The sequence below is a fragment of the Pseudomonas sp. IT-P44 genome (assembly GCF_949768225.1).
Classification (GTDB): Bacteria; Pseudomonadota; Gammaproteobacteria; order Pseudomonadales; family Pseudomonadaceae; genus Aquipseudomonas; species Aquipseudomonas migulae.
Genome location: NZ_CATKQM010000022.1, coordinates 54,029 through 80,701, shown reverse-complemented (window position 1 = coordinate 80,701; position 26,673 = coordinate 54,029). Strand labels below are relative to the sequence as shown.

Here is a 26,673-nt window from a genome sequence, read left to right as displayed (position 1 = left end):
TCATTCAGGGGCGGTCACTTCCACGACAGGTATCAGTTGCGCCGCCACAGGTGCCGGTTTGCCGCGCTTCTTGCGCTTGTTGATCAGCGGCGGGCATTTGTGTTCGTTGTGGTAAGTCATCTGGCAATCGAGGCAGTAGTGGCACTCGTTGGCATTGATCCGGCCATCCGGGTGAATCGCCTGGATCTCGCATTCTTTGGCGCACAGCTGGCAGGGGTTGCCGCATTCCTTGCGGCGCTTGAGCCAGTCGAACAGGCGCAGCTTGGTCGGGATCGCCAACGCGGCACCCAACGGGCAGATGTAGCGGCAATAGACTTTGCGCGTGAAGATGTTGATGACCAGCAGCGCCACCGCGTAAAGGACAAACCACCATTGGCGGTCGAACCTGAGGGTGATGGCGGTCTTGAACGGTTCCACTTCGGCGAACAGTTCGGCGGTGGACATGGATTCCAGGGAGATACCGAACAGCAGCAGCAAAATGATGTACTTGATCGCCCACAACCGCTCATGCACCGCGAAGGGCAATTCGTATTGGGGGATTTTCAGTTTGCGCGCGGCTTCGTTGATCAGTTCTTGCAAGGCACCGAACGGGCACAACCAGCCGCAGAACACCCCACGCCCCCACAGCAGAATGCTCGCGGCGGTGAACACCCACAGCATGAAAATCAGCGGGTCGGTGAGAAACAGCTCCCAGCGAAAGTGCTCGAACAACGCATGGACAAAGGTCAGGACATTGACCACCGACAGCTGCCCTAGCGCATACCAGCCGAGGAACACCACGGTGAAGATCAGGTAACCGCGACGCAGCCAGTGCAGGAAATGCGGGCGGCGGGTGAACTTGTCCTGCAGGAACAGGATCGCGGTCAGCAGCAGCAACGCGGTGGCGAGTACGCCGACCTGGAAATGTTTCTGATACCAGATCGTCAACCACATCGGCCGGTTGGCTTCCTCGATGGCAGCCAGTTCTTCGGCACTCGGTGCGGGGCGCTCAAGGTATTGCTCGGGCAATTGATAAGACAGTTCGAAGCTGCTGAACATGCCGCTGACCGGACCGGTCTGACGCCGTACCAACAACTCCAGGGACCAGGGCGATCCCGGATCGAAACCCGCCTGCTTGCGCACAATGAACACCGACATCTCATTGAACTCGGGCATGCCCTCGGCGAAGACGTCGGAGAGGCGCTGATGGTCCATGTCGCGAAAGCTGATGACATTGCCGAACTGGCGCAATTGCACCCGGTCGAAAATCCCGCCGCGCACGTAACCCGAGCCTTTATACGAATACAAGCCGCGTCCCAATACAGCAATGGCTTGCTCGCCGGGCTTGAGCTCTTGCATGAGGACACGGTATTGAATGTCACCCAGCAGCGCGCGGCCGATGGTCGGCGGGTTCAGATCGGCGGTGTACAGCTCGATAAAGGTGTCATCGACCTGGTCAGGCGCGGCCGTGTCGACGCCTTCGGCCTCGGTGCCTTTGAAGGCGGCATCGACCTGTCCACGGGTCAGGTTCAAGCGGCGGATGGCGCCGTTTCCGCTCAGTTGCTCCCAGGTGGCGGGCTCGAAAAAGTCCTGGCGCACGGTGGCGGGCTTGCTCGCCACTGCCCCCTTGTCCTCGATCAGCTTGAGCGATACGGCCACTTCATGGGCGGCCCGCATGATGACCTCATTGACCACCATGGCGGTGACGGTTGCGCCGGCGATGGCATCCACGGTGACCGCACTCGGGTCACTGGAGTGGCCGACAACCACTCGCTGGCTGACCTTGATCCCTGTGTAGCGGGCGCTGAAACCGTGGAGTTTTTCTTCGGGGATACCGATCAGCAGAATCGGCTCATGGTGTTCCAGGACGTAGGCATCCTGAATCACACCGGCGGTGTCGAGGATCACCTGGGTATTGATCGGTTTGCCCGAGTAGGCCGGAATGTCCACCACGTCCAGGCTCTGGAAGACATAACCGATGACCTTGCCGGCCGCTGATATCGTCCGCACCTTGAACGGGCCTTCCGCTGCGGAAACCGAATCGGTTTGCGGGAAGACCTTCTCGATACGCTGCTGCTCGATGTCGCCGTATGACTTGGCCTCAACCACCGCGAACATCGCGAGTATCAGCAAGACCGTCACCACCAGACCAACGCTCCAGAAGCGCAGGTTGCCAGGTATCGAAGGCGAAGAGATTGTCATGAGCGGGCTGATTTCAAAGGGTCTGCGGCCATGTTAGGGAGCATTGCGCCCCCGTCCCTTGATTGAAATCAACTTGCCGACAATCCCCGTTCCAGAGCGCCCGAATGTCTCAAACAGTGCGCGAAAACTGGCCTTTTTGCTGATTGCCCAAGTAGGCATCAAACGCCATCGCGGCGCTGCGCATCATCAAATGCCCTTGCGGCAACAGCACCAGCTCGTCACGGTGAATCTGCAAGAGCCCGTCGCGAACGTGCTCGCCGAGTTGGGCCAATGATTCGGCGAAATACTCGGTGAAGCAGATCGCGTGACGTGCTTCGAACTTGGCGAAATCGATCCGGCCATGACACATCAGGTCGCTGATCACTTCGCGGCGCAACAGGTCGTCAGCACTCAGGCGATAACCCCGATGCACCGGCAGCAGACCTTGATCGATGCGCGCGTAGTACTGCGAAAGCTCCTTGACGCTCTGGCTGTAGCTGTCGCCGACCTTGCCGATCGAAGACACCCCGAGGCCGATCAAGTCGCAGTCGGCATGGGTCGAGTACCCCTGGAAATTGCGTTGCAGCGTGCCATGGGCGCGGGCCAGCGCCAGCTCGTCATCCGGCAAGGCGAAATGGTCCATGCCGATGTAGACATAACCGGCTTCGGTCAAACGGCGAATGGTCAGTTCGAGCAACTCCAGCTTGCGCTCCGGCGGTGGCATGTCCTCCGGGCGAATCAGCCGTTGCGCGCGCACCATCTCCGGCAGATGCGCATAACTGTATGCAGCAATCCGGTCCGGGCGCAGGGCAATGATCTTGGCGAGGGTGACGTCGAAACTCTGCACCGTTTGCAGGGGCAGGCCGTAAATCAGATCGACGCTGATCGACTTGAAATGCGCCTCGCGCGCCGCCGCGACCAGCGCATAAATCTGCGCTTCACTTTGCTGGCGATTGACCGCCGCCTGGACGTCGGGATCGAAGTCCTGCACGCCAAAGCTCAGGCGATTGAAGCCCAATTGGCGCAGCGAATGGATCTGTTCGCTGCTGATGGTGCGCGGGTCGACCTCGATGGAAAACTCATGGTCGTCGCTGTCGTCCATGTCGAATGCCTGATGCAGGCAGTCCATCAGGTCGGCCAGTTGTTCTTGGGTCAAATACGTCGGTGTGCCCCCGCCCAGATGCAGCTGCGTAAGCTTGCGCGTGTTGTCGAACAGCGCGGCCTGCATGGCGATTTCACGCTTGAGGTAGGTCAGGTATTCGACGGCCCGATGGGTTTTTTGGGTAATGATTTTGTTGCAGGCGCAGTAGTAACAAAGGCTTTTGCAAAACGGAATGTGGATGTACACCGACAACGGTTTCGGCACAGCGGCCTGGTTGCTGTCGTGGGCGGCACGCTGATAGTCGTCAACGGCAAACGCCTGATGAAACTGCGGGGCCGTCGGGTAAGAGGTGTAGCGCGGCCCGGGCCGGTCATATTTTTCGACCAGGGCACGATTGAAATCGAATGAAGGCTTCATGATTAATCAACTCGCAGGTGGGTTAATGTTTTGCACTGTCCACCTCCTTTTCAAACAGGCTGCAGATAGCATCCACCTCCTGCCGGCCGGCGGGAAGGATGCTGATGAAACGCTCTGACAATTCAATCAAACCGTCACGACTCAATTGCTCCAGCAATGGCCAGACGGATGAGAAATACATGGGGAACACCAGCCCATAGCGCCGCTCGATGGCACGGATATCCAGCTCCTGATCACACGCCAGTCGCTCCATGACCATTTGCCTGATCTGCTCCCCCGCCTCGAAACGCCAACCACGCGCTGTCGGCAGTTGGTCGCTGTCCAGCTGACGCTGATAGCGCTCAACGGCGTCGGTATTTTGCGTGTACAAATCGTCGATCCGGCTGATGGCGCCCACACCGAACCCGATGTGGTCGCAATAGCCGTGACGGGTGAAACCGTCGCAGGTGCGGCTCAAGCGGCCTCGCTCCTGAGCGATCGCCAGGTCATCATCGGGCCGGACAAACTGCCCCATGCCGATGTAGTGATACCCCGCTGCAAGCAATTGCTCGAAGCAGATCTGACGCATCGCGCCTTTGTCGTCCTGGCTGCACAACGCCCTGGCCTTGTCACCGAGCACAGGCCGATAGCGGCGTGGTGGCCGTGCATAGTCGAACACCATCAGGCGGTCGGGCTCCAGCTCGATAATCGTCGTCAGCTTTAGCGCAAAACTGTCCGGTGTTTGCCAGGCATGGCCAAACCCCAGATCGACATTGATGGAGCGATAACCAAACGTGCGCGCGGCATCGATGAGTGAATGGATCGGCGCCGGATTCTGGTAGCAAGCCACGGACATCTCGCACTCGGTGTCGATGTCCGGAACACCAATGCTGACGTGATTGAATCCCTGGTCACGCAGCACGCCCATGGTCGACCAATCGGTGTGATGCAAATCCACTTCAACGCTGTAGTCGCCAGACTCATGCGCCAGAAAGTTGAACCGGCGACGCAAATGCCCCATCAGTCGCTGAATATGGGCGATGGTGGGCGTTCCACCGCCCAGGTGAAATTGCTCGACCCGTTGCTCTGGATGGGTGTGGCAACCGACCAGATCGATCTCGTGTTCCAGACGCCGCATGTACTGCTCGATGGCGCCCTGCTCGCCGCAGGCATCCGCAAGCGTGCAAAAGGATGGCTTGAGGCTGGAAGGCAGGCGCAAGTTCAGGGAGAGCGGCCGGCGTTTCTGGCGGCTTACGCGCAAGGCACGAAGCAAATCGAGAGAGCCGATGCCGTTGTGAAACTTTTGCGTATCGGCATGGCAGTTGGGGTCGAGCACACCCTGATCGCACCGAGCGACAAGCTCGCCAGGGTTGTGAAAGAAATCGAGCATGACGGGTCTCCCAGACTGGCTGCAGATCTTCAGTGTCCGGGATCGGCAATCATCGCTCCTTGATTTGTATCAAGCCGCCAGCCAAGTGCTTGCAGAGGCCGACCATCGGTCACCACGTCAGGTAAAACATGCCCTTGGCCAGCAAGACGATGGCGACCATATGGCAGAACAGGCTGCCGTGGATGAATTGCAGGTAACGAGCATTCATGCGCCCGCTTTTGAACAGAATCATGGCCACCAGAAAATGCAGGAGCACGCTCACGGCAACGACGATTTTCACCATCAGCAACGTGCCGAACGAAGACGCCAGCGGCGTGGCAAGAGCGGGCAAGTAGCGCTGCCAGACCATGCCGATCCCCGCGCCGAACAACACCAGCAACACCCACGGCATCAGCGTCCGGGCTCGACGACCGATCCCCTGCTCGACCAGCATCATCACCCTGTCGGGCAATTGCTTGCGAATGCTTTCCAGAAACAGGACCTCGAAGAACACCGTGCCGATGAATATCAGCGCGGCGAACAGGTGCAATGTCAAAAAAACGGGATAGACCATGAGAGGGATGGCTCTGATGACTCAGCGAGAGGAACATCAATCCCATTGTGTCGCCAGTGCCGGTGAACTTCGGCCCAATGGGAACTCGCGCGTTCATCCGCAAGGGCGCGCGAGTGTTGCTTCACAGAATACAGAGCTGCCCGCCCCACCCGTTTGACACCGATCAAGAAACGTCCCTGCCCCTGATGCGGGCTAGCCCACCTTTCAGTGGGGCGCGCGAGGAATCGTCTTGAGCAGATCTTCAGGGCTGATGTAACCGACGACCGGCTCCGCGACGCTGCCCGGTAGCGGCAGGTCAAGGATGTGGCCCTTGATCTTGCCGATCACGTGCATTTCGCAAGGTTTGCAGTCGAACTTCAGCGTCAGCACCTCGTCACCGTGCACCAGTTGCATCGGCGCAACCTTGGTGCGAACGCCGGTGACGCCTTTGGCCTGTTTGGGGCAGAGGTTGAAGGAGAAGCGCAGGCAGTGCTTGGTGATCATCACCGGCACTTCTCCGGTTTCCTCGTGGGCCTCGAAGGCTGCATCGATCAGCTTGACGCCGTGACGGTGATAGAAGTCGCGAGCCTTTTGGTTGTAGACGTTGGCCAGGAACGACAGGTGCGACTCCGGGTACACCGGCGGCGGGTTTGTCTCGGCCTTGCGCCCACCCCGTGGGTGGGCCAGCAGGCGGGCCGCGGTCAGCGCTTCGATCACTTCCCGACGCAGGGCCTTGAACTGCGAGTTGGGGATGAAGAACGCCTGGGTTGCTTCCAGCTTGATGCCGGTGGCGTGGTAGTCGGTGGTGCCCAGTTGACCGAGCAGATCACGCAGTTGGTCCAGGGCCTGCTCCGGCTTGTTGGCCAGGCCGAACGGACCGTCCAGCGACAAACTGGCGTTAACGCCCTCCTCGCTGGTGGCGGTCAGTTGCAGGCGCTGCTCGTCCAGCTGTGCGACCCAGGCCAGACCGATACGACGTTCAGCGGAAGTCTTCTGCAAGGCTTGCTGCCAGTTATGGTCCAGGTTGCGGCTCAGTGGATGGTTGGGCCGCAGCTTGTACATCCCGTCCGGCATCTCGTTGGGCTCGACACGGTAGCGATAACGCTTCTCGCCCTCTTCGAGGAACTCACCCTTGGGCTCGGCGATGTTGGCGCGAAAACCCACTACTTCGCGCTTGATCTGCACGTTGAGACCGTCGCCGTTGGACAGCGGCTCAGAGGTCACCACCTGCAAGTCACGCTTGCCCACCTTCTCCACCACGCCCACTGGCAGACCAGTGAAAGTCGGTGAATCGAAGGCACCGATGTCGACCTTGCGGTCGGTGACAAAGTAGTCGGTGCTGCCACGGTGGAAGGTCTTGTCCGGGTCAGGCACAAAGAAATGCGCAGTGCGGCCACTGGACGCACGGGCCAGGTCCGGACGATCTTCAAGAACGTCGTCCAGGCGCTGGCGATAGTAGGCCGTGATGTTCTTCACGTAGCCCATGTCCTTGTAGCGCCCTTCGATCTTGAATGAGCGAACGCCGGCTTCCACCAACGCACGGATGTTGGCGCTCTGGTTGTTGTCCTTCATCGACAGCAGGTGTTTTTCGTAGGCGACGACGCGGCCCTGGTCGTCCTTGAGGGTGTACGGCAAACGACAGGCCTGTGAACAGTCGCCACGGTTGGCGCTGCGACCGTTCTGTGCGTGAGAGATGTTGCACTGGCCGGAGAACGCCACACACAACGCGCCATGGATGAAGAATTCGATGGCCGCATCGGTCTCGTCGGCGATGGCGCGAATCTCTTGCAGATTCAGCTCGCGGGCCAGTACCAGTTGGGAGAAGCCTGCCTGGTCAAGAAACTTCGCCCGTGCCAGGGTGCGGATGTCAGTCTGGGTGCTGGCGTGCAGCTCAATGGGCGGAATATCCAGCTCCATCACGCCAAGGTCCTGGACGATCAACGCATCGACGCCGGCATCGTAGAGCTGATGGATCAGCTTGCGCGCTGGCTCCAGCTCATTGTCATGCAGGATTGTGTTGATCGTCGTGAACACCCGGGCGTGGTAGCGCCGGGCGAACTCCACCAGTCCGGCGATCTCACTCACTTCGTTACAGGCATTGTGGCGGGCGCCGAAGCTCGGGCCACCGATATAAATGGCGTCGGCACCATGCAGGATCGCCTCGCGAGCGATGCTCACGTCACGGGCAGGGCTGAGCAGTTCCAGGTGATGTTTGGGCAAGGACATATTTTTTATCTGGTTTGTCACGGTCGAGGCACGCATTGTAGCGGGCAAATGTTTGACCGGCATCCGTGGGCTTCTTGGTCAGGGTTGATATCACCTGCCTGTAACAAGCCGAAAGGCGCTTCTGGGCCGCAAAAACGACAGCATCACCCGTCACGACTCCGGCGTTGACCTCGGGCAGCTGAGTGGAACTGCGCGTCAGCCACTATTTGAATTTTATTGTCATCAGCAACTCCCCGGGAGGCGTTTGTTCAGGAATGCCCTGCAGGTTGAAAGCTACGGGTTCGTTACATATACCCTTCTCCCAGAGCCGTTTCGCTATGGGCGAACTGACGGCTGCAACCACCGATTCAAAAACAAAGTAATTTCGAATCTCAGGACTTACCTCCATCACCGCCTTCAAACCCTCTGCCAGGACGATGTGCGTATTTTTGAACGAGTAATCCTTGTACCCGGGGTAACCACACTCATGAGCCACGAAAAGCCAATCGTGAATGATATAAGCGGGGGCGTACCCCCAAGGGGAATAACCATTGACGCCCCATAAAAATCGAGGAATTGACCCCCCATCGGTATACATGGGGCCAGGGCGAATTACTTCACCATTAGAACGTGTAAATCGAAACGGATCATCCTTGCTTGGAACAAACAGAAAATAGTCATTCTTGATCCAGCGCACATCCAAAGCGCCTTCAAACCTTCCCTCATCGGTTTCGCGATACGATATCGGAGCGCAGGCTTGCAACGTGAGAACAAGAAACAAAAGAATTAGAACGCGCATATCAAGTCCTCCTTGAAAGACGAAAAATTTGCCATTAAAGATGGCAAACATCGCACTTCCACGTTACCTCGCCTCTTCAGTATTCTTCTGGACCACCTGCTGCCCCCGACTTTTCTCCAGCTATTCCATCAACATCAAATTATCTGGCACTAACGACGGGACTAACAACAACCTACCAATATCAACCAACTCTAAAACGTGATTTTGATCGTGTCGTGAGTTGCTTTCGGGAGCTGAGAAAAAGCTTCACTTGCGAGCAAGGGATTCTCCAGGTCGGAACCGAGGACCTCCTGAAACCTCGATCAAATCAAAGTCCGCCCCAGCACTCTCCATGCCTCTATCTCCCTTGATTCGCTTCCCGGCTCGGGCGGTAGATCGATTTGCATGCCTTGGTAATCCGCCGTTTTGTGATTCGGAGGGAGGCTACCTGACGTTAGCCAATGGCCATCACTCTGTCCAATTCCCGCCCCCTCTGCTTTGGCGCTGCGGAGACGAATACGTAGGCGCTACTGTGTTGTGGGGCGTAAAAGCAGGAGTAATCCATTTCATGGCCAAAAGGAGGATCCGTGGTCGTCATGTCAGCCCTGCCACCCTCCTCCCAGCGCTTTGTACAAATCGATAGTTGCCGCTCGTTCGGCCAACTGATCACTGATCAACGCTTGTTGTGCAGCGAACAGCGTCCGTTGCGCGTCCAAAAGAGTCAAAGAGCTGTCGATACCTGTCAGGTAGCGACTTTCCGCCAGCCGATAGTATTTGGCACTCGCGCTGACCAGCCCTTGTTGCGCCTCAATCTGCTGTCCAAAGGTCTGCGTTGCAGCCAGTCCATCACTGACTTCCCTGAAGGCTGACTGGATCGCCTTTTCATAACGCGCCACTTGTATGTCTTTCTCGACTTGAGTGACGTCCAGGCTGGCTTGCAAGCGGCCCGCATTGAAGATTGGCAGACTGATCGCGGGGAAAAAGCTCCACACACCCGAACCTCCATTGAAGAGCCCTGACAGTTCTTCGCTCGAGGTGCCAGCATCCGCCGTCAGGCTGATTCGGGGAAAGAACGCAGCCCGGGCTGCGCCGATATCCGCATTGGCAGCCTTGAGCAATAACTCTGCTTCCACTATGTCGGGCCGACGGTTGAGCAGATCCGAAGGCAACCCCACTGGCACCTCAGGTAAAGATTGTCGCTCCCAATCACCGCTCGACAGATCGGTGGGGAGTTCACCTCCAATCAACAACACCAACTGGTTTCGGTCTTCGGCAACCTGCCGACGATACCGGGCCATCGAGCTACGAGCGCCTTGCACCAGGGTTTGTGCCTGGCTCAACGCCAAATCTGAAACGGTACCTACTTCAGCGCTGCGACGTGTCAGCTGGTAGCTGTTTTCATAGGTGTCGAGGGTATCGCTGGTCAGTCGCTCCAGCGCTTGATCGGCCTGCATAATGAGCCAGGCATTTGCAACGCTTGCCACCAGCCCGATACGGGCTGAACGCTGTGCTTGTTCACTGGCCAGGTAACGCTGCAATGCTGCTTGATCGAGGCTGCGCACACGGCCGAACAAATCCACCTCATAACTCACGTTCAGCCCGACAGAGTACTGACTCTCGATCGTGGCTTTATCACCGGATGCCAGATCTGCCGGAACTCGCTGACGACTACCACTGCCCGCCGTCGAGACGTCCGGCAACAGATCCGCGCGACGAATGCGATAGCGCGCCTGATAGGCCTCGACGTTCAACGTGGCAATCCTGATATCCCGATTGTTGGCCAGTGCGGTCTCGATCAATCGATGCAAGGCCGGATCGGAAAAGAACTCGCGCCAATCGAGCGCTGCGGCACTCTCATCACGTGACACTGGCGCCAAGGGGTAAGTCGCCGCCACCGGTGCCTGAGGTTGCTGGTACTCCGGGATCAGAGAGCAACCACTGAACAACAACGAACTCAGGACCAGAAAACTGAATGGTTTGATCATGACATGACCTCTTCGTGAGCGACTGCGGCCAGAGCGACGGACGATCGACGTGCGAACAGTGACGACACCGACACATAAAAGAGTGGAACCCAGAAGATGGCCAGGACGGTGGCGGTCAGCATGCCGCCGATCACACCGGTGCCAATGGCATGCTGACTGCCGGAGCCTGCACCGGTGGAGATAGCCAACGGCACAACCCCGAGGATGAACGCAAGCGAGGTCATGACAATGGGACGCAAACGAAGCCGCGCCGCCTCAATCGCCGCTTCGGCATAGCCCATACCCTGCTCATGCAATTCCTTGGCGAACTCCACGATCAGGATGGCGTTCTTCGCCGCCAGTCCGACTGTCGTCAGCAGGCCTACCTGAAAGAACACGTCGTTGGACAGGCCGCGCAAGGTGGTGGCAAGCAATGCCCCCACAACACCCAGCGGTACCACCAGCATCACGGCCAAGGGAATGGACCAGCTTTCATAAAGGGCCGCGAGACAGAGGAACACCACAAGCAGCGAAAGCGCATACATGACAGGCGCTTGAGACCCGGAAAGCTTTTCTTCATACGACAAGCCCGTCCACGCCAGCGCGACACCAGGCGGCAACTGAGCAGCGATGGCCTGTGCTTCAGCCATGGCATCACCCGTGCTGTAACCCGGTGCCGGGCCACCCAGTATTTCCTCTGCCGGCACACCGTTGTAGCGCGCCAGTTTGGGAGAGCCGAAGACCCACTCGCCGGAGGCAAAAGCGGAGAACGGCACCATCTTCCCGGCGGCGTTACGTACGTACCATTTGTCCAGATCTTCAGGGGACATGCGCGCGCTGGCCTGGCCCTGTACAAACACTTTTTTGACTCGGCCACGGTCAATGAAATCATTGACGTAGTTGCCGCCGAAGGCCACAGAGAGCGTGGTGTTGATGTCTGTTTGTGAAACGCCCTGCGCCCTCGCACGCCGGTCATCGATCTTCAACCGATACTGGGGCTCATCGCTCAGGCCGTTGAGTCGAACCGCTGTCAGCACTTTGCTTTCGGAGGCCAGACGCAGGAACTGATTGCGCGCCTGCCCCAGGACTTCGTGACCGACGCCGGCCTGATCCTGAAGGAATAAATCAAAGCCCGAAGCGTTGCCCAACTCACGCACTGCTGGAGGCACCACGGCGAAGACCATTGCATCGCGCATGCCTCTGTATTTCGCTTGAGCGCGCTTGGCCAACGCGAGCGCCGCATCTTCAGGACCGCGCTTTTCCCACGGCTTGAGCAGAACAAACGCCATGCCCGAGCTTTGCCCACGCCCCGCGAAGTTGAATCCATTCACGGTAAACACGGCGTCTACAGCGTTAGCCTCTCCCCCCTGCTCAGGAGTGGCGAGCAAATACTGACGCACACTGTCGAGCACCTTTTGCGTGCGCTCAGCACTGGACCCGGCGGGGGTCTGCACTTGGGTAAAGATCACGCCTTGATCTTCATCGGGCAGAAACGCAGTGGGGATGCGGCTGAACAGCAGGACCATGCCAACGACGATCAACAGGTAAGCCAGGAATGCCGCCGCCTTGTGCCGCAACATCCCGGCGACACCTCGCTCGTAGCGTTGCACGCCGCGATCAAACCCGCGATTGAAAGCACGGAAGAAGCCGAGACGTGCGAGCCCATGCGTCGGGTCATGGGGCTTGAGCATCGTGGCGCACAAGGCAGGCGTGAACACCAGCGCGGTGAGCACCGACAGAGCCATCGCCGACACGATGGTGAGGGAAAACTGACGGTAGATGACGCCGGTTGACCCGTCGAAAAATGCCATCGGCAACAGCACCGCCGACAACACCATGGCAATGCCCACGAGCGCGCCCTGGATTTGTTTCATCGAGCGAATCGTGGCTTCTTTCGCCGACAACCGCTCCTCACGCATGACACGCTCGACGTTCTCGACCACGACGATGGCGTCATCCACCAGCAGGCCGATGGCCAACACCATGCCGAACATCGACAAGGTGTTGATGGTGAAACCGGCGACCGCGAGGACACCGAACGTACCCAGCAGGACGACAGGAACGGTCAGCGTGGTGATGATGGTCGCGCGCAGGTTCTGCAGAAACAGCAGCATCACGAGGAACACCAACACGATCGCCTCACCCAGAGTATGGAACACACCATGGATCGAGTCGCGCACCACTGGCGTGGTGTCGTAGGGGTAGACCACTTTCATACCGCGAGGGAAAAACGGTTGCAGTTGGTTAAGGGTGTCGTGGATCGCCTTGGTGGTGTCCAGCGCGTTAGCCCCGGGAGCAAGCTTGATGGCGATGCCGGACGCCGGCATACCGTTGAACTGGGCGTTGACGCTGTAGGTTTCACCGCCCAATGCGACATCGGCCACATCGGCCAGACGCACTTCGGAGCCGTCAGGATTGACCTTGAGCTGGATGTCCTTGAATTCTTCTGCTGACTGCAAGCGGGTTTTGCCAATGATGGTGGCGTTGAGCTGTTGACCCGGCAGTGCAGGCAGGCCGCCAATCTGGCCGGAAGACACTTGCACGTTTTGGGCTTGAATCGCACTTTTCACATCGACGGGCGTCAGGCCGAAACTGACCAGCTTCGAAGGATCAAGCCAGATCCGCATGGAGTACTGCGCGCCGAACACCTGGAAGTCACCGACGCCGGAAGTGCGCGACAGCGGATCCTGCATGTTGGATACCACGTAGTTGGCCAGGTCCTCGCGGGACATGCTGCCGTCTTCGGAAACGACGCCAATCACAATCAGGAAGTTCTTGACCGCTTTTGTCACCCGGATCCCCTGCTGCTGCACTTCCTGCGGAAGCAAGGGCGTGGCCAGGTTGAGTTTGTTTTGCACCTGAACCTGAGCGATGTCGGGGTTCGTCCCTTGGTTGAACGTAACCGTGATCGCCATGGTGCCATCGGAGTTGCTTTCCGAACTGACGTAGCGAAGGTTGTCGATGCCGTTGAGCTGTTGCTCGATGACCTGGACCACGGTGTCTTGCACAGTCTGGGCCGATGCCCCTGGGTAGGTCACCTGAATCGAAATCGCTGGCGGAGCGATGTCAGGGTATTGGTTGACGGGCAGCTTGAGGATCGCCAGCCCGCCGGCCAGCATGACGATCAATGCGAGTACCCAGGCAAAAATGGGCCGATCGATAAAGAACCTGGACATGTTCAGTTCCCCCCAGCCACGGCACCGGCCAACACCGGTGCCACGTTTTGCGCGGCAGTCACGGAGACCTTCATGCCTGGCTTGACGAACTGCAGCCCTTCAGTGATCAATCGATCGCCCGCTTCGAGGCCACGCTCCACCAGCCATTGGTTGCCCACTGTGCGATTGGCCGTCAGGGGACGCTGTTCAACGGTTCCATCAGCGCTGACCACCAGTGCGCTGGGATTACCCTTCAGGTCGCGGGTCACCCCTTGCTGCGGAGCAAGGATGGCGGCTTGTCGGACGCCGCTCTGAAGTTTTGCACGCACAAACATACCAGGGAGTAGCAGGTGCTCCGGGTTGGGAAACACGGCGCGCAGGGTCACCGAACCGGTGGAGGGGTCGACTGACACCTCAGAAAACTTCAAGCGCCCCGGCAGTCCATAGGCACTGCCATTTTCCAGCGCGAGGCTCACCACGGCGGCGTCCGCCCCCGCCTTCTCCAGGCGCCCTTGCTTGAGATCATCACGCAGTTTGAGCAGGTTTGCAGATGACTCAGTGATATCGACATAGATGGGGTCGAGTTGCTGAATCGATGCCATGGCCGCTGCCTGGCCGTTGTTCACAAGCGCACCTTCGGTCACGCTGGAGCGGCCGATGCGGCCAGCAATCGGTGCAAGCACACGGGTGTAACGCAGGTTGATCTCGGCACGCTTGAGGTCAGCCTCCGCCGTCAGTTGTCGCGCCTGTGCATCCTCGAACTCTTGACGGCTCACCGCCTTTTCTCCGATCAGCTGTCGATAACGGTCTGCGAGGGAACGGGCCTGTTGAAACGATGCGCGGGCGCGGGCGACGTCTGCTTCGTACGGTGATGGATCAATGCGGTACAGCGGCTGTCCGGGTTTCACCTCACTGCCCTCGTCAAACAGACGCTGCTCGATGATACCGTCCACTTGCGGCCGCACTTCTGCAACGCGGAACGGCGCGGTACGTCCCGGTAGCTCGCTTTGCACTGTGTACGTTTGTGATTGAAGCGTCACGACACCAACCTGTGGCGGTGTGACAGCTTGTACCGGGGCCTCTTGCTTGCAGCCAGCGAGCACGACCGCCAGCGCCAGAGCCGAGAGGATCAAGGGAACCGTCTGCAGGGGCTTCATAGGACATTCCTCATACTTTCGCCAGGCGATAGCGGGCCGTAGCCGGCCGAATCGGGGCGAGTTCCAATTGAAAAAATTTGTCAGTGCCGCGGGGTGGCGCGTTGACGACCGGGGTCAGTTGATGGGCATCACTTTACGAACCCGGGCACGCCGGGAGAATCGCTGCCCACTGCAAGGCTTCGTTGCGCATTCGGCAACGCTGCCGTTGCGCGAGCGCGCAATCAAGGCAGCACGCTGTGCGCCGCGATGGCATCGGCCGGCATTTCGATTCGGTCAAAAGCGACGCGCAACGCCGTCTGGTCAAATGCACAGGACGTGCTTAGGGGGCGAGTATTTCCTTGAGAAACTCTATGAACACATTGATGCGGCTGGAACCACGATGATTGGGCAGATACAACGCATTGATGCAGGTGCTTGCACTGCCAGGGTTGACCTCATACTGCTCCAGCACGCGCGTGAGCCGACCTGCGCTGACGTCGTCACGCACCAGCCAATCGGCCAACAGCGTCACCCCGCCACCGGCCAACGCCGCCTCGCGCAGAATGTCGGCGTTGTTGCTTTGCAACCGTCCCTGCACATTCAAGCGGATAACTTCTTCGTCGCCCTGAAAGGTCCAATTGTGGTGACCCGTGCGGTAATCAAAACGCAGACACTGATGCTCCAACAGGTCACGCGGGTGCCGGGGTAGCCCGGTACGCGTCAGGTATTCGGGACTTGCCACCACCCAACGCTGGAAATCACCGATTCGCTTGCTGACGATGTCATCACTGACAACCGATGAACCAAGACGCACGGACACGTCGATTTGCTCGCTGAGCAGGTCACTGACCTCGTCGCTCAGCGAAAGGCTGATCTCCAGGCCAGGATGGCGCTCAAGCAACCGCCCCAGATGGGGAGCGATGATACGTCGGCCGAATTCCACCGGGACGCTGGCCCGTAATCGCCCCTGGGCTTCACTGCCGCGGTCGGTAACGACGGCATCGGCCTCGTCGATGGCCTCGAGGATCGCCACGGCTTTATCGAAATAGTTCTGGCCCGCCACCGTGACGCTGGTGTTGCGCGTGGTGCGGTTAAGCAGGCTGGCGCCTAACTCGCTTTCCAGTCCGGCTACCTGTCGCGTCACTGACGAAGTGGAGATGCCGAGCTTGCGCGCCGCTGCCGAATAACCACCGCAGCGAACCGTTTCGACAAACATTTTGAGCGCCAGCAACTTATCCATGAACGGATTCCGAGATCGAAAAGTAAAGGTAACGACTGTGCATGACCAGGCGGTGGGCGTCTTGCATGGCTGTGCTCAATCGGTAGCGGGTTTGGGCTTGCATGGCTTCTGACTACCTGCGCGGGCGCTCTTGCGGCGATTCCGCCAATCAAGCGCGTCTATCGGATCAGAGGTGGAGTCAGTCATTGCCACTCCTTTTTATCGAGCGATCAGTAAGCTCGCGACTATAGCAGAACGTTCATCACCGCCAACGCTCCCCATGATTCCGATTTGGAACGAAGGCCAATTGAAGCCCCTTGCATTATTTCAATTTATCGATTGATAATCAAAACCCAAAAGTAATCGACTGATCAATAAAGGCGTCTTGGCGTTCATCGCCCAACAAAAACAATAAAAAGGAGATTGACCATGCAATGTCCCTGCTGTCTCTCGAAGACCCGTCGCCAACTGCTAGGCATCATGGCAGCTACTGCGGGCGGCCTGCTGGTCACCCGTTTGGTACCCGCCTCGGCGGGGCCGATCAAGAGGGGTGCCGACATCCCGGTGAGATCGGTGGACATCCATGCGCATTACTACCCTGAAGAGTTCTTGCACCTCTTGGGCGGTGATGGCAAAGCTTTCGGTGGAAGCTATACCCGCCAGGAAAATTCATTCAGCTTCGCTACCCCGGCCGGCGGATTAGGGCCTTTGCCCCTGAAATTTATCGATGTGCAAGCGCGCTTGCTCGACATGGATCGCGCAGGCGTCGATGTTCAGGCGCTGTCCTTGAGCGTGCCGATGGTGTACTGGGCAGATCGTCAACTCAATGCCCGCCTGGCACGTGCCTGGAACGATGCCGCGTCAACTGTTCATCGCCAACACCCGCTGCGTTTTGTGGTACTGGCGACGTTGCCGATGCTGGATGTGCACGACGCCATTATCGAGCTGGAACGCACAGCCGAACTGCCCGGGGTGCGGGGCGTTTATATGGGCACCAATATCAACGGTCTGGACTTGGACGATCCACGCTTTGCACCAGTCTTTGCCCGCATTGAACAGCTGGGACTGCCAGTGTTCCTGCACCCGCAACAAACGGTTGGCGGCAGCCGCTTGAGTAACTATTACCTGAGCAACCTGCTGGGCAACCCGTTCGATACCGCTATCGCGGCTTCACACCTGATTCTCGGTGGAATACTGGATCGCTACCCACAGCTGCATGTGTCATTGCCCCACGCCGGTGGAGCATTGCCAATACTCGTCGGGCGTCTCGACGCAGGCTGGAATTCACGTCCAGAGACCCGGCGCCTGGCTCAAAAGCCGAGCAGCTATTTAACGCGATTCAGCTACGACACCGTTTCACACTCCGGGCCGGTTCTGGACTATTTGATCGCCAATGTCGGTATCGACCATCTTGTACTGGGCAGCGACTACTGCTTCGACATGGGATACGAACAACCGGTGCGTTTTGTAGAAAGCGTCGGTCTGGGCCCCCGCGAGAAGGCTGCAGTGCTCGGTGGAAACGCGGCCAGAATCCTCGGACTCCGCGGATAACTTTAGCGAAACACTCAATTTCCCTTTGGCCGGTCTGACCGGCCTTTTTTTTGCTCCGATTCAAGCCTTCATGACGAAGTGGACAAGTGAGCAATACCTGGCGCTTTGTCGATCATGCAACTTATCAGTCACTTGTTGTCAGGCACGTTGGCGACACATCAATTGTGGTAATTACCGGTATTTGAATTGGGTATTTTTATAAACTAACGCTCGACATCACAATTAACTCCAGAAGCACACAAAGAGTTCCTTCTTAAATAACCTCTGGAAATCACCCTCATGAAATACGCAATGCTCGCCTCACTCATGATGTTCAGCGTTTACGCTTCTGCCCAAAGCGCTTCCAACGTCAAGGTCGCCACTCCTGAACCTGAGCACTACAACTACTCCGAACACATGGATATCGCCAAAGTCATCAACATCACTACTGCAGAGGACACAAATAACGCTTGCGGCCCGGTGGATGCGCACATGGTGTATGTGGATCACAAGGGTGCAACGCACGACCTGCAATACAAGATATTCGGTAGCGCTTGCCTGAATGGTTAATGCCTTAAAACATGCAGATGCCAAAAAGAGGAGAAAGCTTCGAGCTGAAGCTTTCTCCTCTTTTTATATTCCAGACTGGAAATACTGCAACAACACCCCGTCTGTAAACGAACTTTATCCAGTTAAAGCTGCTGAATCAGGATCAGTTGATGCCCATGATCCGGTCACCCATGCTCACCCCCCAATCCGCCATACGCTTGCCTTCTGCAAGTTGCAGGTGCTGCCAGACCAGCAAGCCTTTATCGATGTCGCCAATATCGTCGATCGCTTGAGCCAGGGACAGTGCATTGCGGGCTGCCTTGGCCGTGCTGCCGGCCGTATGAGGACGCGGCACAAAAGCGGCATCGCCAGTCAGCAACACGCGACCAAACACCATTTGGGGGACTTTCAGATCAAGGATCGCTTGAACGAAAATATCCTTGGTCTGGCGAATCAGTTCACGAAAAGCCGGGTTGGCATGCTGCTCACCCATGTCCCGCAGGTAAGCATCCTGCTGAGCGGCCAAGGCTCCCGGTGGAATCGAGTGGCTACGCCGATGACCATTGTTATCAGTGAGCACAGCATCTAATGCTGCGCCTTGGGCAGCTTTCAAATACCAGAGCCAGTTGAACCGTCGCTCGCCAGGATTAACCGAGCCATTCAAGCCCGGCACCATGTATTCCAACATCAACGATTCAGGGTCTTGTTGAAAGACAAAGTCTTCGTAAAGCTGCGCTTTGGCGAAGTCTGGAAGTCCGTCCTCATCAACCAGACCACGCCAGACTACATACCCCGAATAGGTGTATTGCGCACCAGGCAACACCAGACTTCGCACGGTTGAACCCGCACCATCGGCACCAATCAGCAGGTCTCCCTCAGCACTGCTGCCATCTGCAAAATTCGCAGTCACTCGTTGCTCATTTTGAGTCAGATCAACCAGCGTCTTTCCACGGTGATAGTGCTCGGCAGGAAAGGCAGAGAACAATGAGTTGTAGAGCGTGTTCCAGGACGTCTGAGTTTGCGGCATCGGCTCTTTATGCACGACGGTGCCAGCTCGATTCAAATACAGACGATCATGGGAGCGGACCCCAAGTGCATTGGCAGGTTTGATTCCGGCATAGCGAAAATGCTGAAGAACATCTGCTTGCAGAACAATGCCTCCACCACGGCTATCCATCGCCGCGGGGGATCGCTCGAAAATATCGACGTGCCAGCCAATCGCACGCAACGCCGTGGCGGCGAACAGTCCTCCCAGGGAACCACCAATGACCAAGGCCTTCGGAACGTCTGAACTCTTCATTACCTCTCTCCTCGTAGCAGGGTGATTCCCACAGCCTCTGGATTCGACGTTGTGTTATGCCAACACCGGATAGTCGATGTACCCCTTGGCGTCGCCGCCAAAAAAGCTGTTGCCGTCCGCCGGGTTGAGTTCGGTACGGCCACGCAAACGCGCTGGCAAGTCGGGGTTGGCAATGAACGGGCGACCAAAAGCGATGAGGTCGGCACGCCCCTGCGCGATGGCCTGCTCGGCCGTTTCGCCGGTGTAACCACCCGCCAGCATCAGAACGCCATGGAAGTCAGTACGCAGCTGCTTGATGATGGCGTCCCAGCGGGGATCGTTACTTTCGTCGAGCACCGTGCCGACCATCATCGGTTCTACCAGGTGCAGGTAAGCGAGATTCCAGTGATTGAGCCGGGATGCAATGTAGCCAAAGGTTTGTTCCGGAGTGTCATCACCCATGCCCATGAAACGCCCCATCGGTGTCAGGCGCACAGCAACGCGTTCGGCGCCTATTTCTTCGGTCACGGCTTGCACGACTTCGAGCAATAGCCGCGCGCGGTTTTCGATACTTCCACCGTAGCGATCGCTACGCTGGTTGCTGGCGCTGTTGATAAATTGGTCAAGCAGATAACCATTGCCTGCGTGAATCTCCACACCGTCCATACCGGCAAGAAGTGCATTGCGAGCGGCCTTGCGGAAGTCGGCGACGATCGCTTCAATGCCTGGAATGTCCAGTTCCTGAGGAACCGGTACATCACCCCAGACCCCCTCGCCCTTTTCATTCAGGATGAACGTCTTGCCTGGGACCGGCTGCGCGGTCGGTGCCACCGGCAGGCCGCCGTCAGGTTGAAATACCGGGTGCGACACCCGCCCCACATGCCAGAGCTGCAGGAAGATGCGCCCGCCTTCTGCGTGCACGGCTTCGCTGACAGCTTTCCAGCCCTGAATCTGCTCGTCGCTATGGATGCCGGGCGTCCAGGCGTAACCCTGCCCCTGCTGCGAAATCTGCGTAGCCTCGGTGATGATCAACGCGGCACTGGCACGCTGACGGTAGTACTCGACGTTCATTGAGGTCGGTACGTTGCCAGGCTGGCCCGCACGGGAGCGAGTCAAAGGGGCCATGGCGACGCGGTGATCAAGGGTGAGCAGGCCGAGTTTGATCGGGCTGAACAAGTGATGAGTCATGATGATTTCCTGAATGAATAGGGATTGAAAAAACGGCTTAAGCCGCCTGGCTTCGTCTTAGTATCTGGATCATTACTTCGATGGGCTGAGCACCACTGATGACGTCGTCTGCGATCTGAATACTCGGTACCGAGCGCACACCGGAGGCCTTGGTTATGGCCTCCAGCTTCAGGACTTCAGCGGTGCCTTCCTCGGTGCTGAGAAAGTCGACAACAGCCCCCCGGTCCAGCCCCGTTTCGGCAGCGATGTCGGCCAGCACATTGAGGTCGCCGATATCCCGCCCCTCGCTGAAGTACGCCTTGAAAATGGCCTTGATCAGGAGGGAAGCGTCTCTACCCGCCAGTTGCTCTCGCCATACCAGCCGATGCCCTGCCAAGGTGTTGGGGGTTTTTTCGACTCGTTGGTAATCGAACTCCAGACCGACAGCCTTGCCGGCGTGGGTCACCTGTGCGTCCATGGCCTGGCTACGCGCCCAGCTGCCGAACTTGCCAGAGCGGTAGGCTTTACGATCCATGCCCTGAACAGGCATGTCCGGGTTCAACTGATAAGGCAGGAACGTAATGTGGCCGTCAGCTGAATAATCCGAAGCGGCAAGCGCGCGTTCGAGATTTTCTTCACCGATCCAGCACCATGGGCAGATGAAGTCGTAAGTCACCTGAATCTTGGATGAGTGCAAACTCATGGCAGTCTCCGTGGTTGAATGTTTTCACACCCCCACGGTAGGCGGCCGGTCCCCGTCAGAGAATCCACCTTCTGCACAACGTTGCGTTTCGCAAAACGCAAAGGTGGGGCGATCAGCCCACGAGCTGACACTCCGATCCGAGTAACTCGGTGAGGAAATCAATGAACGTATTGATGCGTTTCGAGCCGCGGTGGTTGGGCAGGTACAGGGCCGAGATCGCCGAACTTGCGCTGTCCGGATTGACGACAAAAGCGTCGAACAATGACGTCAATCGACCACTGTCGATATCATCATTGACCAGCCAATCGGGCAAAAGCGCCACCCCGCTACCGGCCAGTATCACGTCACGCAAAACCTCGGCATTGTTGCTCTTGAACTGCCCGTCGACGGGCACGCGAATCGCTTGTCCCTTGCCTGTAAATGTCCAGACCTGCTGCGGTGCACCGTAGTTGAAGCACATGCACTCGTATCGCATGAGGTCCATGGGTTGGTCAGGAAGTCCGCGAGCATTCAGGTACTCGGCACTGGCGACCACCCGGCGTCGAAAGCTGCCGATGCGGCGACTGACCACAGCTTCCATCGCCGCCGGCGACCCCATCCGGATCGATAGATCGATGCTTTCGCCGAGCAGATCGACGATGTCGTCAGATAACGTCATATCCAGCATGAGCATTGGGTAACGCTCTAAAAGCGTGGAGATATGAGGGGCGATGAGGCGGTGTCCAAACGCCACGGGGACCGAAATACGCAGCTGCCCCGCGGGCACTTCACCACGATCCGAAACCGACTCGTCAGCCTCCGCCATGGCATTCAGAATATCCCGGCCTTTCAAGTAATAAGCACTCCCGGCATCCGTCAACGTGACTTGCCGGGTAGAGCGATTAAGCAGCACGGTACCGAGGTCACCCTCAAGCCTGTCGATCATTCTGGTCACTGAAGAAGTCGCCAGATTGAGTTGCCTGGCGGCCGCCGAAAAGCCCTTGGAATCTACCGACTGGATGAACATTTTCAGTGCGAGCAGCTTGTCCATGAAACTCCTTCAATGCCATCGGTACATTCCTTGAGCATCCATCTTTGGACAAGCGCGCAAGTGGCGCGAGTTAACGGTTGTTAATTCTGACGTCGTTGCGCTGGGCGCAATGTAGCGTTGCGCCTTGATGGGGTACTCCATCACAACCGCCCTCTCTAAGCTCACGCCACAGAAAGTCGCCGTACGCCAATCGCACGCGGCGGATTGAAAAATCTGTCGTTAACTGAGCTCGAGAGGTAAGGCGATGAAGCGCAAGACGATCATCGGTGCCGTTCTGGCAATCGGCATCGTGGGGATAGGGTTTGCATTCTGGATGATGTGGAGGCCGGAAATCGCCACTGTCAGCCCGCCCGAAAATGCAGATCGCGAGACCCTGGACAGAGGCCGACGCGTCGTCGAAGCGGGCGATTGTGCGGTCTGCCACACACGACCCGGCGGCGCTTACATGGCGGGAGGATTGCCGCTGGTAACGCCCTTCGGAACACTCTTCACCACCAACATAACCCCAGACCGGGAAACCGGTATCGGCCAGTGGTCGCTGGACGCCTTTGAACGGGCCATGCGTGAAGGCATCGCGCGCGACGGCCATTTTCTCTATCCGGCGTTCCCCTACGTGCATTACCGAAAGATGAGCGATGCAGATATTGCGGATACCTATGCCTTCCTGATGAGCGTGGACCCGGTCAACTACACCGCACCGGAAAACCATATGGTCTTTCCCATGAATTTCCGTCCGCTGGTGTCTTTCTGGAACCTGCTGTTCCTGCATGGGGATCCGCTGGAAACACTTCCCGGGCAAACAGCGCAATGGAACCGCGGACGCTATCTGGTCGAGGGCGCGGGACACTGTTCATCCTGCCATTCGCCCCTGAATTTGATTGGCGGGGAGAAAAGCAGCGAGCTGTTCAACGGCGGTATCGTCGACGGCTGGACGGCCCCTGCCCTGCGCGCAATGGCCTCTGCGCAACATCCCTGGAATGAAGCCCAACTGGTCGCCTACCTGACCGGCGAGGTCGCCGAAGGACACGGCGCAGCAGCGGGCCCGATGTTGCCGGTCAGCCTGAGCATTGCGCAGATGCCGGAGGAAGATGCCCATGCCATCGCGCAGTACATTCTTGACCTCAAGAAAACCTCACCGGATGCGACGTTGCCGCCCTGTACCACTGAGGCCGAGCCCAGTGCCAAGGCGCTTCTGGGCGCCTCGTTATTCGAAGGTGCCTGCGCGAGCTGCCACGGCACCGCCGCCCCGATGCGCGCCATTGAGTCGAGGCCCGCTCTGGCCAGCACTTCGGCAGTAACGGCGGACTCACCACGCAATTTAATCCAAACCATCCTGCAAGGCATCCCGATGTCCAGTGCCGCTCCCAGCCACTACATGCCGGCCTTCGCACACAACCTCGACGATAGCCATCTGGCCGCCATTGCCGAGTATTTGCGCACCGACAGCTGCGCGACCAGACCCTGGACGGACCTGGAGAAAACTATCAAGAGCATTCGGGCTCAGGAGCAGCAACCGTGATCACACTCGACATCAACGGCAAGACTCATGTACTGGACATTGCGCAAGACATGCCGCTGCTTTATGCCTTGCGCAACCAGGTGGGGCTCAATGGAGCCAAGTACGGCTGCGGCCTGGGTCAGTGCGGCGCTTGCACGGTTTTAGTAGACGACAAACCGGTGTTTTCATGCCTGACACCGTGTGGCGCGCTGGCGGGAAAATCTGTGCGCACCGTGGAGAGCCTGGGCAGCGCCGACCAACCGGGGCCGTTGCAGAAGGCCTTTATCGACGAACAGGCGGCCCAGTGCGGTTATTGCATCGCGGGGATGATCGTACGGGCGCAGGCTTTGTTGGAGGCCAACCCTCATCCGGATGATGAAACGATCCGTCGCCACATGGCACCCAACCTGTGTCGCTGCGGCACCCATGTGCGGATCCTCGCCGCTATCAAGTCGGTCATCGCGCAGGGAGCCAAGGTATGAAAACCTCGACGCAAAACGTCAATCTGAGCCGCCGTGCGTTCGTGATCAATGGTGCGTTGGTGATGGGGTTCGCGATGCTTCCAGGCATTCCGCGCGCCTTCGCCGACACCGAAGTGGACACCTTGGGCACGCAAATCCTGGCACCTGACCTGCCGGGCAGCCTGCGGGCCACGCCCTATCTGGACGCCTGGATCCGCATTGACGCGAAAGATGGCATCACCGTCTACACCGGCAAAGTGGAGCTGGGCACCGGCGTCAAAACGGCGCTCCTGCAGATCGCCGCCGAGCGCCTGGAAGTGTCGCCCGGGCTCATCCGTTTTCTCACCGCCGACACCGCGCTGACGCCCAACGAAGGCTATACCGCCGGCAGCCATACAATCGTCGACAGCGGCACTGCGTTGTTCAATGCTGCGGCCCAGGTACGTCAGCTGTTACTCGAATCTGCGGCACGGCAATGGCAGCAGAAAGTCGCCAGCCTGAGCACGCGGGACGCCGTGATCTACGATGCGCAAGGTCGCAGCATGACCTACGTGCAAGCGGTTGTCGGGGTTCAACTGCATCGCTTCGCATCGGCCAGCTCGCCCTTCAAGCCAGCCAGCAGCTTCACACTGATCGGCACGTCATTGCCTCGACTGGACATTCCAGCCAAGGTCAGCGGCGGTGCGGCTTATGTGCAAGACATGCGTCTGCCCGACATGCTGCATGCCCGTGTGATACGCCCACCCCGGCGCGGCAGTCAGCTGCTGGACATCGACGAGGCGGCCCTCAAAAAACTCCCCGGTGTGGTGAAACTGGTCCGCAACGGCAGTTACCTCGCCGTGGTCGCCACCGATGAATGGCTGGCAGTCAAAGCGATGCGCGAAGGCTACGCCTCTGCCCGCTGGACAGAAGGTAATCCGCTGCCCGACTCAACACATATCCATCAACTCCTCACCGAGTTGCCAGCGCGACGCTACCCGGTGAGCGCCAAGGGCAACCTCGCGCAACCTGCGCCACGGGCCTACAAGGCACGGGTGACCAAGCAATACCTCATGCACGGCTCCATCGGGCCGTCTTGTTCAGTAGCCTGGTTCAGGGACGGAACACTGACCGTCTGGACCCACACTCAAGGCGTCTATCCTCTGCGCATGGGCATCGCCGAGATGGTCGGCCTGCCGGTGGCACAGGTGCGTTGCATCCACGCCGAAGGCTCCGGTTGCTACGGCCACAACGGCGCGGATGACGCCGCAGCCGATGCCGCGCTGATCGCCATGGCCATACCCGGCAAGCCGATACGGGTGCAATGGATGCGCGAGCAGGAAAATCTTTGGGAGCCCTACAGCTCGGCGATGCTTGCCGAAGTGGAAGCAGGACTGGACGACAGCGGGCGCCTTCGGGACTGGAAATACGAACTCTGGAGCACGCCGCACAACGAACGTATCGTCAATGCCGGGCGCTTGTTACCGGCGTGGCTGTTGGCCAGGCCCTTCACCCCAGTCCCTTCGATCCCTATTGCCCAGCCCGAGGGTGACGGCGACCGTAACTCGGTTCCGTTGTACGAGATACCCAACCTGCAGGTCGATCTGAACTTCGTTCTGACCATGCCGTTCAGGACCTCGGCCATGCGTTCGCTCGGCGCCCATATCAACGTGTTCGCCATCGAGAGCACTGTCGATGAACTGGCAGCGCAGGCCGCCGTGGACCCGGTGCAATTTCGCCTCAATCACCTGAGCGATCCACGAGCACGGGCGGTGGTGGAACGTGTGGCCAGCAGCTTCGGTTGGCCGCAAAAGGCAACTGGCCCCGGCAGCGGAATCGGCTTCGCCTTCGCTCGCTATAAAAACATCATGGGTTACTGCGCCATCGCCGTGCAGCTGCATGTGCAACGGCAGACCGGGCAAGTGACGATTGATCGGGTGGTGGCCGCCGTCGATGTGGGGCAAATAGTCAGCCCCGATGGGCTACTCAATCAGGTCCAGGGTGGCATCGTTCAGTCCGCCAGCTGGACGCTCTATGAACGAATCCTCTATGACGCCAGCGGCATGCATAGCTTCGACTGGAGCGGCTATCCGATCATGCGTTTTCCCGAGTTGCCGAAACAGGTCGAGGTGCACATGATTGATCAGCCCGGCCAGCCATTCCTCGGCGCGGCGGAAATCGTCCAGGGCCCCATGGCCGCGGCGCTGGGCAACGCCATCAGTGATGCCATCGGCAAGCGCTTGCTGGATCTGCCGTTGGCACGACGTGGTTGGCAGGATGCTCTGGGATCATGAACGCCCCCTGTTCAGAATAAAAAAGGGCGGTGAAGGATCACTTGCACCGCCCTACCCCAACTAAGGGAAACGTTACTCTACTTAAAAACATGCCGTTGGAAGAGAACGACATGTACATGCAACACCTGTTAAAGCGCTGCCTGTCA

At 58.4% G+C, this 26,673-nt stretch carries 19 protein-coding genes; 5 read left to right on the top strand and 14 right to left on the bottom strand.

All coding sequences use genetic code 11. The features are described from left to right. From nosR to ACM6IO_RS12985, 10 genes are all read right to left on the bottom strand, one after another. The gene (gene nosR / locus ACM6IO_RS13030; RefSeq protein WP_414911597.1) at positions 1 to 2,181 is read right to left on the bottom strand and encodes a transcriptional regulator NosR; all 2,181 of its coding nucleotides are present in this window, start codon (positions 2,179 to 2,181) and stop codon (positions 1 to 3) included. 109 nt (positions 2,182 to 2,290) lie between these two features. Then, positions 2,291 to 3,679, bottom strand: a complete 1,389-nt coding sequence (gene hemN / locus ACM6IO_RS13025) for an oxygen-independent coproporphyrinogen III oxidase (RefSeq protein WP_414911596.1) — start codon at positions 3,677 to 3,679, stop codon at positions 2,291 to 2,293. Positions 3,680 to 3,701: 22 nt separating this feature from the next. Beyond that, positions 3,702 to 5,048 (bottom strand): coproporphyrinogen III oxidase, encoded by a 1,347-nt coding sequence (locus ACM6IO_RS13020; protein ID WP_414911595.1) that lies wholly within the window; start codon positions 5,046 to 5,048, stop codon positions 3,702 to 3,704. Between the two features lie 109 nt (positions 5,049 to 5,157). Continuing rightward, positions 5,158 to 5,601, bottom strand: a complete 444-nt coding sequence (locus ACM6IO_RS13015; RefSeq protein WP_008032069.1) for a CopD family copper resistance protein — start codon at positions 5,599 to 5,601, stop codon at positions 5,158 to 5,160. Between the two features lie 204 nt (positions 5,602 to 5,805). Continuing rightward, entirely contained in the window at positions 5,806 to 7,806 is a 2,001-nt protein-coding gene (locus ACM6IO_RS13010; RefSeq protein ID WP_414911594.1) for a peptidase U32 family protein, read from the bottom strand. A gap of 202 nt (positions 7,807 to 8,008) precedes the next feature. Continuing rightward, a complete protein-coding gene (locus ACM6IO_RS13005; protein ID WP_414911593.1) occupies positions 8,009 to 8,635 on the bottom strand; it encodes a DUF1353 domain-containing protein in 627 nt (208 codons plus the stop codon). 527 nt (positions 8,636 to 9,162) lie between these two features. After that, positions 9,163 to 10,548, bottom strand: coding sequence for an efflux transporter outer membrane subunit (locus ACM6IO_RS13000; protein ID WP_414911592.1), 1,386 nt, complete (start codon positions 10,546 to 10,548; stop codon positions 9,163 to 9,165). Continuing rightward, positions 10,545 to 13,703 carry an efflux RND transporter permease subunit gene (locus tag ACM6IO_RS12995; protein WP_414911591.1) on the bottom strand — a complete coding sequence of 1,053 codons (3,159 nt, stop codon included), beginning with the start codon at positions 13,701 to 13,703 and terminating at the stop codon, positions 10,545 to 10,547. The genes ACM6IO_RS13000 and ACM6IO_RS12995 overlap by 4 nt, the downstream gene beginning before the upstream one ends. Positions 13,704 to 13,705: 2 nt before the next feature. Next, a complete protein-coding gene (locus ACM6IO_RS12990) occupies positions 13,706 to 14,839 on the bottom strand; it encodes an efflux RND transporter periplasmic adaptor subunit (RefSeq protein ID WP_414911590.1) in 1,134 nt (377 codons plus the stop codon). Positions 14,840 to 15,158: 319 nt separating this feature from the next. Continuing rightward, positions 15,159 to 16,058, bottom strand: coding sequence for a LysR family transcriptional regulator (locus tag ACM6IO_RS12985; RefSeq protein ID WP_008037473.1), 900 nt, complete (start codon positions 16,056 to 16,058; stop codon positions 15,159 to 15,161). Between the two features lie 408 nt (positions 16,059 to 16,466). Between ACM6IO_RS12985 and ACM6IO_RS12980 the strand changes: the two genes are divergently transcribed. Both ACM6IO_RS12980 and ACM6IO_RS12975 read left to right on the top strand, forming a co-directional pair. After that, on the top strand, positions 16,467 to 17,588 hold the full coding sequence (locus ACM6IO_RS12980; RefSeq protein ID WP_414911589.1) for an amidohydrolase family protein: 1,122 nt from the start codon (positions 16,467 to 16,469) through the stop codon (positions 17,586 to 17,588). A gap of 291 nt (positions 17,589 to 17,879) precedes the next feature. Further along, positions 17,880 to 18,137, top strand: a complete 258-nt coding sequence (locus ACM6IO_RS12975) for a DUF2790 domain-containing protein (protein WP_223434853.1) — start codon at positions 17,880 to 17,882, stop codon at positions 18,135 to 18,137. Positions 18,138 to 18,279: 142 nt separating this feature from the next. Here the strand turns inward: ACM6IO_RS12975 and ACM6IO_RS12970 are convergent, their stop codons facing one another. The 4 genes from ACM6IO_RS12970 to ACM6IO_RS12955 form a co-directional block, all read right to left on the bottom strand. Next, positions 18,280 to 19,416 carry an FAD binding domain-containing protein gene (locus tag ACM6IO_RS12970; RefSeq protein WP_414911588.1) on the bottom strand — a complete coding sequence of 379 codons (1,137 nt, stop codon included), beginning with the start codon at positions 19,414 to 19,416 and terminating at the stop codon, positions 18,280 to 18,282. A gap of 54 nt (positions 19,417 to 19,470) precedes the next feature. Continuing rightward, entirely contained in the window at positions 19,471 to 20,583 is a 1,113-nt protein-coding gene (locus tag ACM6IO_RS12965; protein WP_207286470.1) for an alkene reductase, read from the bottom strand. 37 nt (positions 20,584 to 20,620) lie between these two features. Beyond that, positions 20,621 to 21,265 (bottom strand): DsbA family oxidoreductase, encoded by a 645-nt coding sequence (locus ACM6IO_RS12960; RefSeq protein ID WP_008037502.1) that lies wholly within the window; start codon positions 21,263 to 21,265, stop codon positions 20,621 to 20,623. A 112-nt stretch (positions 21,266 to 21,377) separates the two neighbouring features. After that, a complete protein-coding gene (locus ACM6IO_RS12955) occupies positions 21,378 to 22,295 on the bottom strand; it encodes a LysR family transcriptional regulator (RefSeq protein WP_414911587.1) in 918 nt (305 codons plus the stop codon). Positions 22,296 to 22,539: 244 nt separating this feature from the next. Between ACM6IO_RS12955 and ACM6IO_RS12950 the strand changes: the two genes are divergently transcribed. Genes ACM6IO_RS12950 through ACM6IO_RS12940 form a run of 3 tightly spaced genes read left to right on the top strand, consistent with a single transcriptional unit; the run spans position 22,540 to position 26,527 of the window. Further along, a complete protein-coding gene (locus tag ACM6IO_RS12950) occupies positions 22,540 to 23,814 on the top strand; it encodes a c-type cytochrome (RefSeq protein ID WP_414911586.1) in 1,275 nt (424 codons plus the stop codon). Next, on the top strand, positions 23,811 to 24,275 hold the full coding sequence (locus tag ACM6IO_RS12945) for a (2Fe-2S)-binding protein (RefSeq protein WP_008037507.1): 465 nt from the start codon (positions 23,811 to 23,813) through the stop codon (positions 24,273 to 24,275). Before ACM6IO_RS12950 ends, ACM6IO_RS12945 begins: the two co-directional genes overlap by 4 nt. Then, positions 24,272 to 26,527: a molybdopterin cofactor-binding domain-containing protein gene (locus ACM6IO_RS12940; protein ID WP_414911585.1), complete on the top strand. Its 2,256-nt coding sequence runs from the start codon at positions 24,272 to 24,274 to the stop codon at positions 26,525 to 26,527. The genes ACM6IO_RS12945 and ACM6IO_RS12940 overlap by 4 nt, the downstream gene beginning before the upstream one ends. Positions 26,528 to 26,673 lie beyond the last annotated feature (146 nt).

Bases quoted from the DNA above. Each gene is read 5' to 3' on its own strand.
- ACM6IO_RS12970 (WP_414911588.1), bottom strand. From the start codon at position 19,416: ATGAAGAGTTCAGACGTTCCGAAGGCCTTGGTCATTGGTGGTTCCCTG.
- ACM6IO_RS12985 (WP_008037473.1), bottom strand. From the start codon at position 16,058: ATGGATAAGTTGCTGGCGCTCAAAATGTTTGTCGAAACGGTTCGCTGC.
- ACM6IO_RS12990 (WP_414911590.1), bottom strand. From the start codon at position 14,839: ATGAAGCCCCTGCAGACGGTTCCCTTGATCCTCTCGGCTCTGGCGCTG.
- nosR (WP_414911597.1), bottom strand. From the start codon at position 2,181: ATGACAATCTCTTCGCCTTCGATACCTGGCAACCTGCGCTTCTGGAGC.
- ACM6IO_RS12960 (WP_008037502.1), bottom strand. From the start codon at position 21,265: ATGAGTTTGCACTCATCCAAGATTCAGGTGACTTACGACTTCATCTGC.
- ACM6IO_RS12980 (WP_414911589.1), top strand. From the start codon at position 16,467: ATGCAATGTCCCTGCTGTCTCTCGAAGACCCGTCGCCAACTGCTAGGC.
- ACM6IO_RS13000 (WP_414911592.1), bottom strand. From the start codon at position 10,548: ATGATCAAACCATTCAGTTTTCTGGTCCTGAGTTCGTTGTTGTTCAGT.
- ACM6IO_RS12940 (WP_414911585.1), top strand. From the start codon at position 24,272: ATGAAAACCTCGACGCAAAACGTCAATCTGAGCCGCCGTGCGTTCGTG.
- ACM6IO_RS12995 (WP_414911591.1), bottom strand. From the start codon at position 13,703: ATGTCCAGGTTCTTTATCGATCGGCCCATTTTTGCCTGGGTACTCGCA.
- ACM6IO_RS13010 (WP_414911594.1), bottom strand. From the start codon at position 7,806: ATGTCCTTGCCCAAACATCACCTGGAACTGCTCAGCCCTGCCCGTGAC.
- ACM6IO_RS12955 (WP_414911587.1), bottom strand. From the start codon at position 22,295: ATGGACAAGCTGCTCGCACTGAAAATGTTCATCCAGTCGGTAGATTCC.
- ACM6IO_RS13020 (WP_414911595.1), bottom strand. From the start codon at position 5,048: ATGCTCGATTTCTTTCACAACCCTGGCGAGCTTGTCGCTCGGTGCGAT.
- ACM6IO_RS12965 (WP_207286470.1), bottom strand. From the start codon at position 20,583: ATGACTCATCACTTGTTCAGCCCGATCAAACTCGGCCTGCTCACCCTT.
- ACM6IO_RS12975 (WP_223434853.1), top strand. From the start codon at position 17,880: ATGCTCGCCTCACTCATGATGTTCAGCGTTTACGCTTCTGCCCAAAGC.
- ACM6IO_RS13015 (WP_008032069.1), bottom strand. From the start codon at position 5,601: ATGGTCTATCCCGTTTTTTTGACATTGCACCTGTTCGCCGCGCTGATA.
- hemN (WP_414911596.1), bottom strand. From the start codon at position 3,679: ATGAAGCCTTCATTCGATTTCAATCGTGCCCTGGTCGAAAAATATGAC.
- ACM6IO_RS13005 (WP_414911593.1), bottom strand. From the start codon at position 8,635: ATGTTTGCCATCTTTAATGGCAAATTTTTCGTCTTTCAAGGAGGACTT.
- ACM6IO_RS12950 (WP_414911586.1), top strand. From the start codon at position 22,540: ATGAAGCGCAAGACGATCATCGGTGCCGTTCTGGCAATCGGCATCGTG.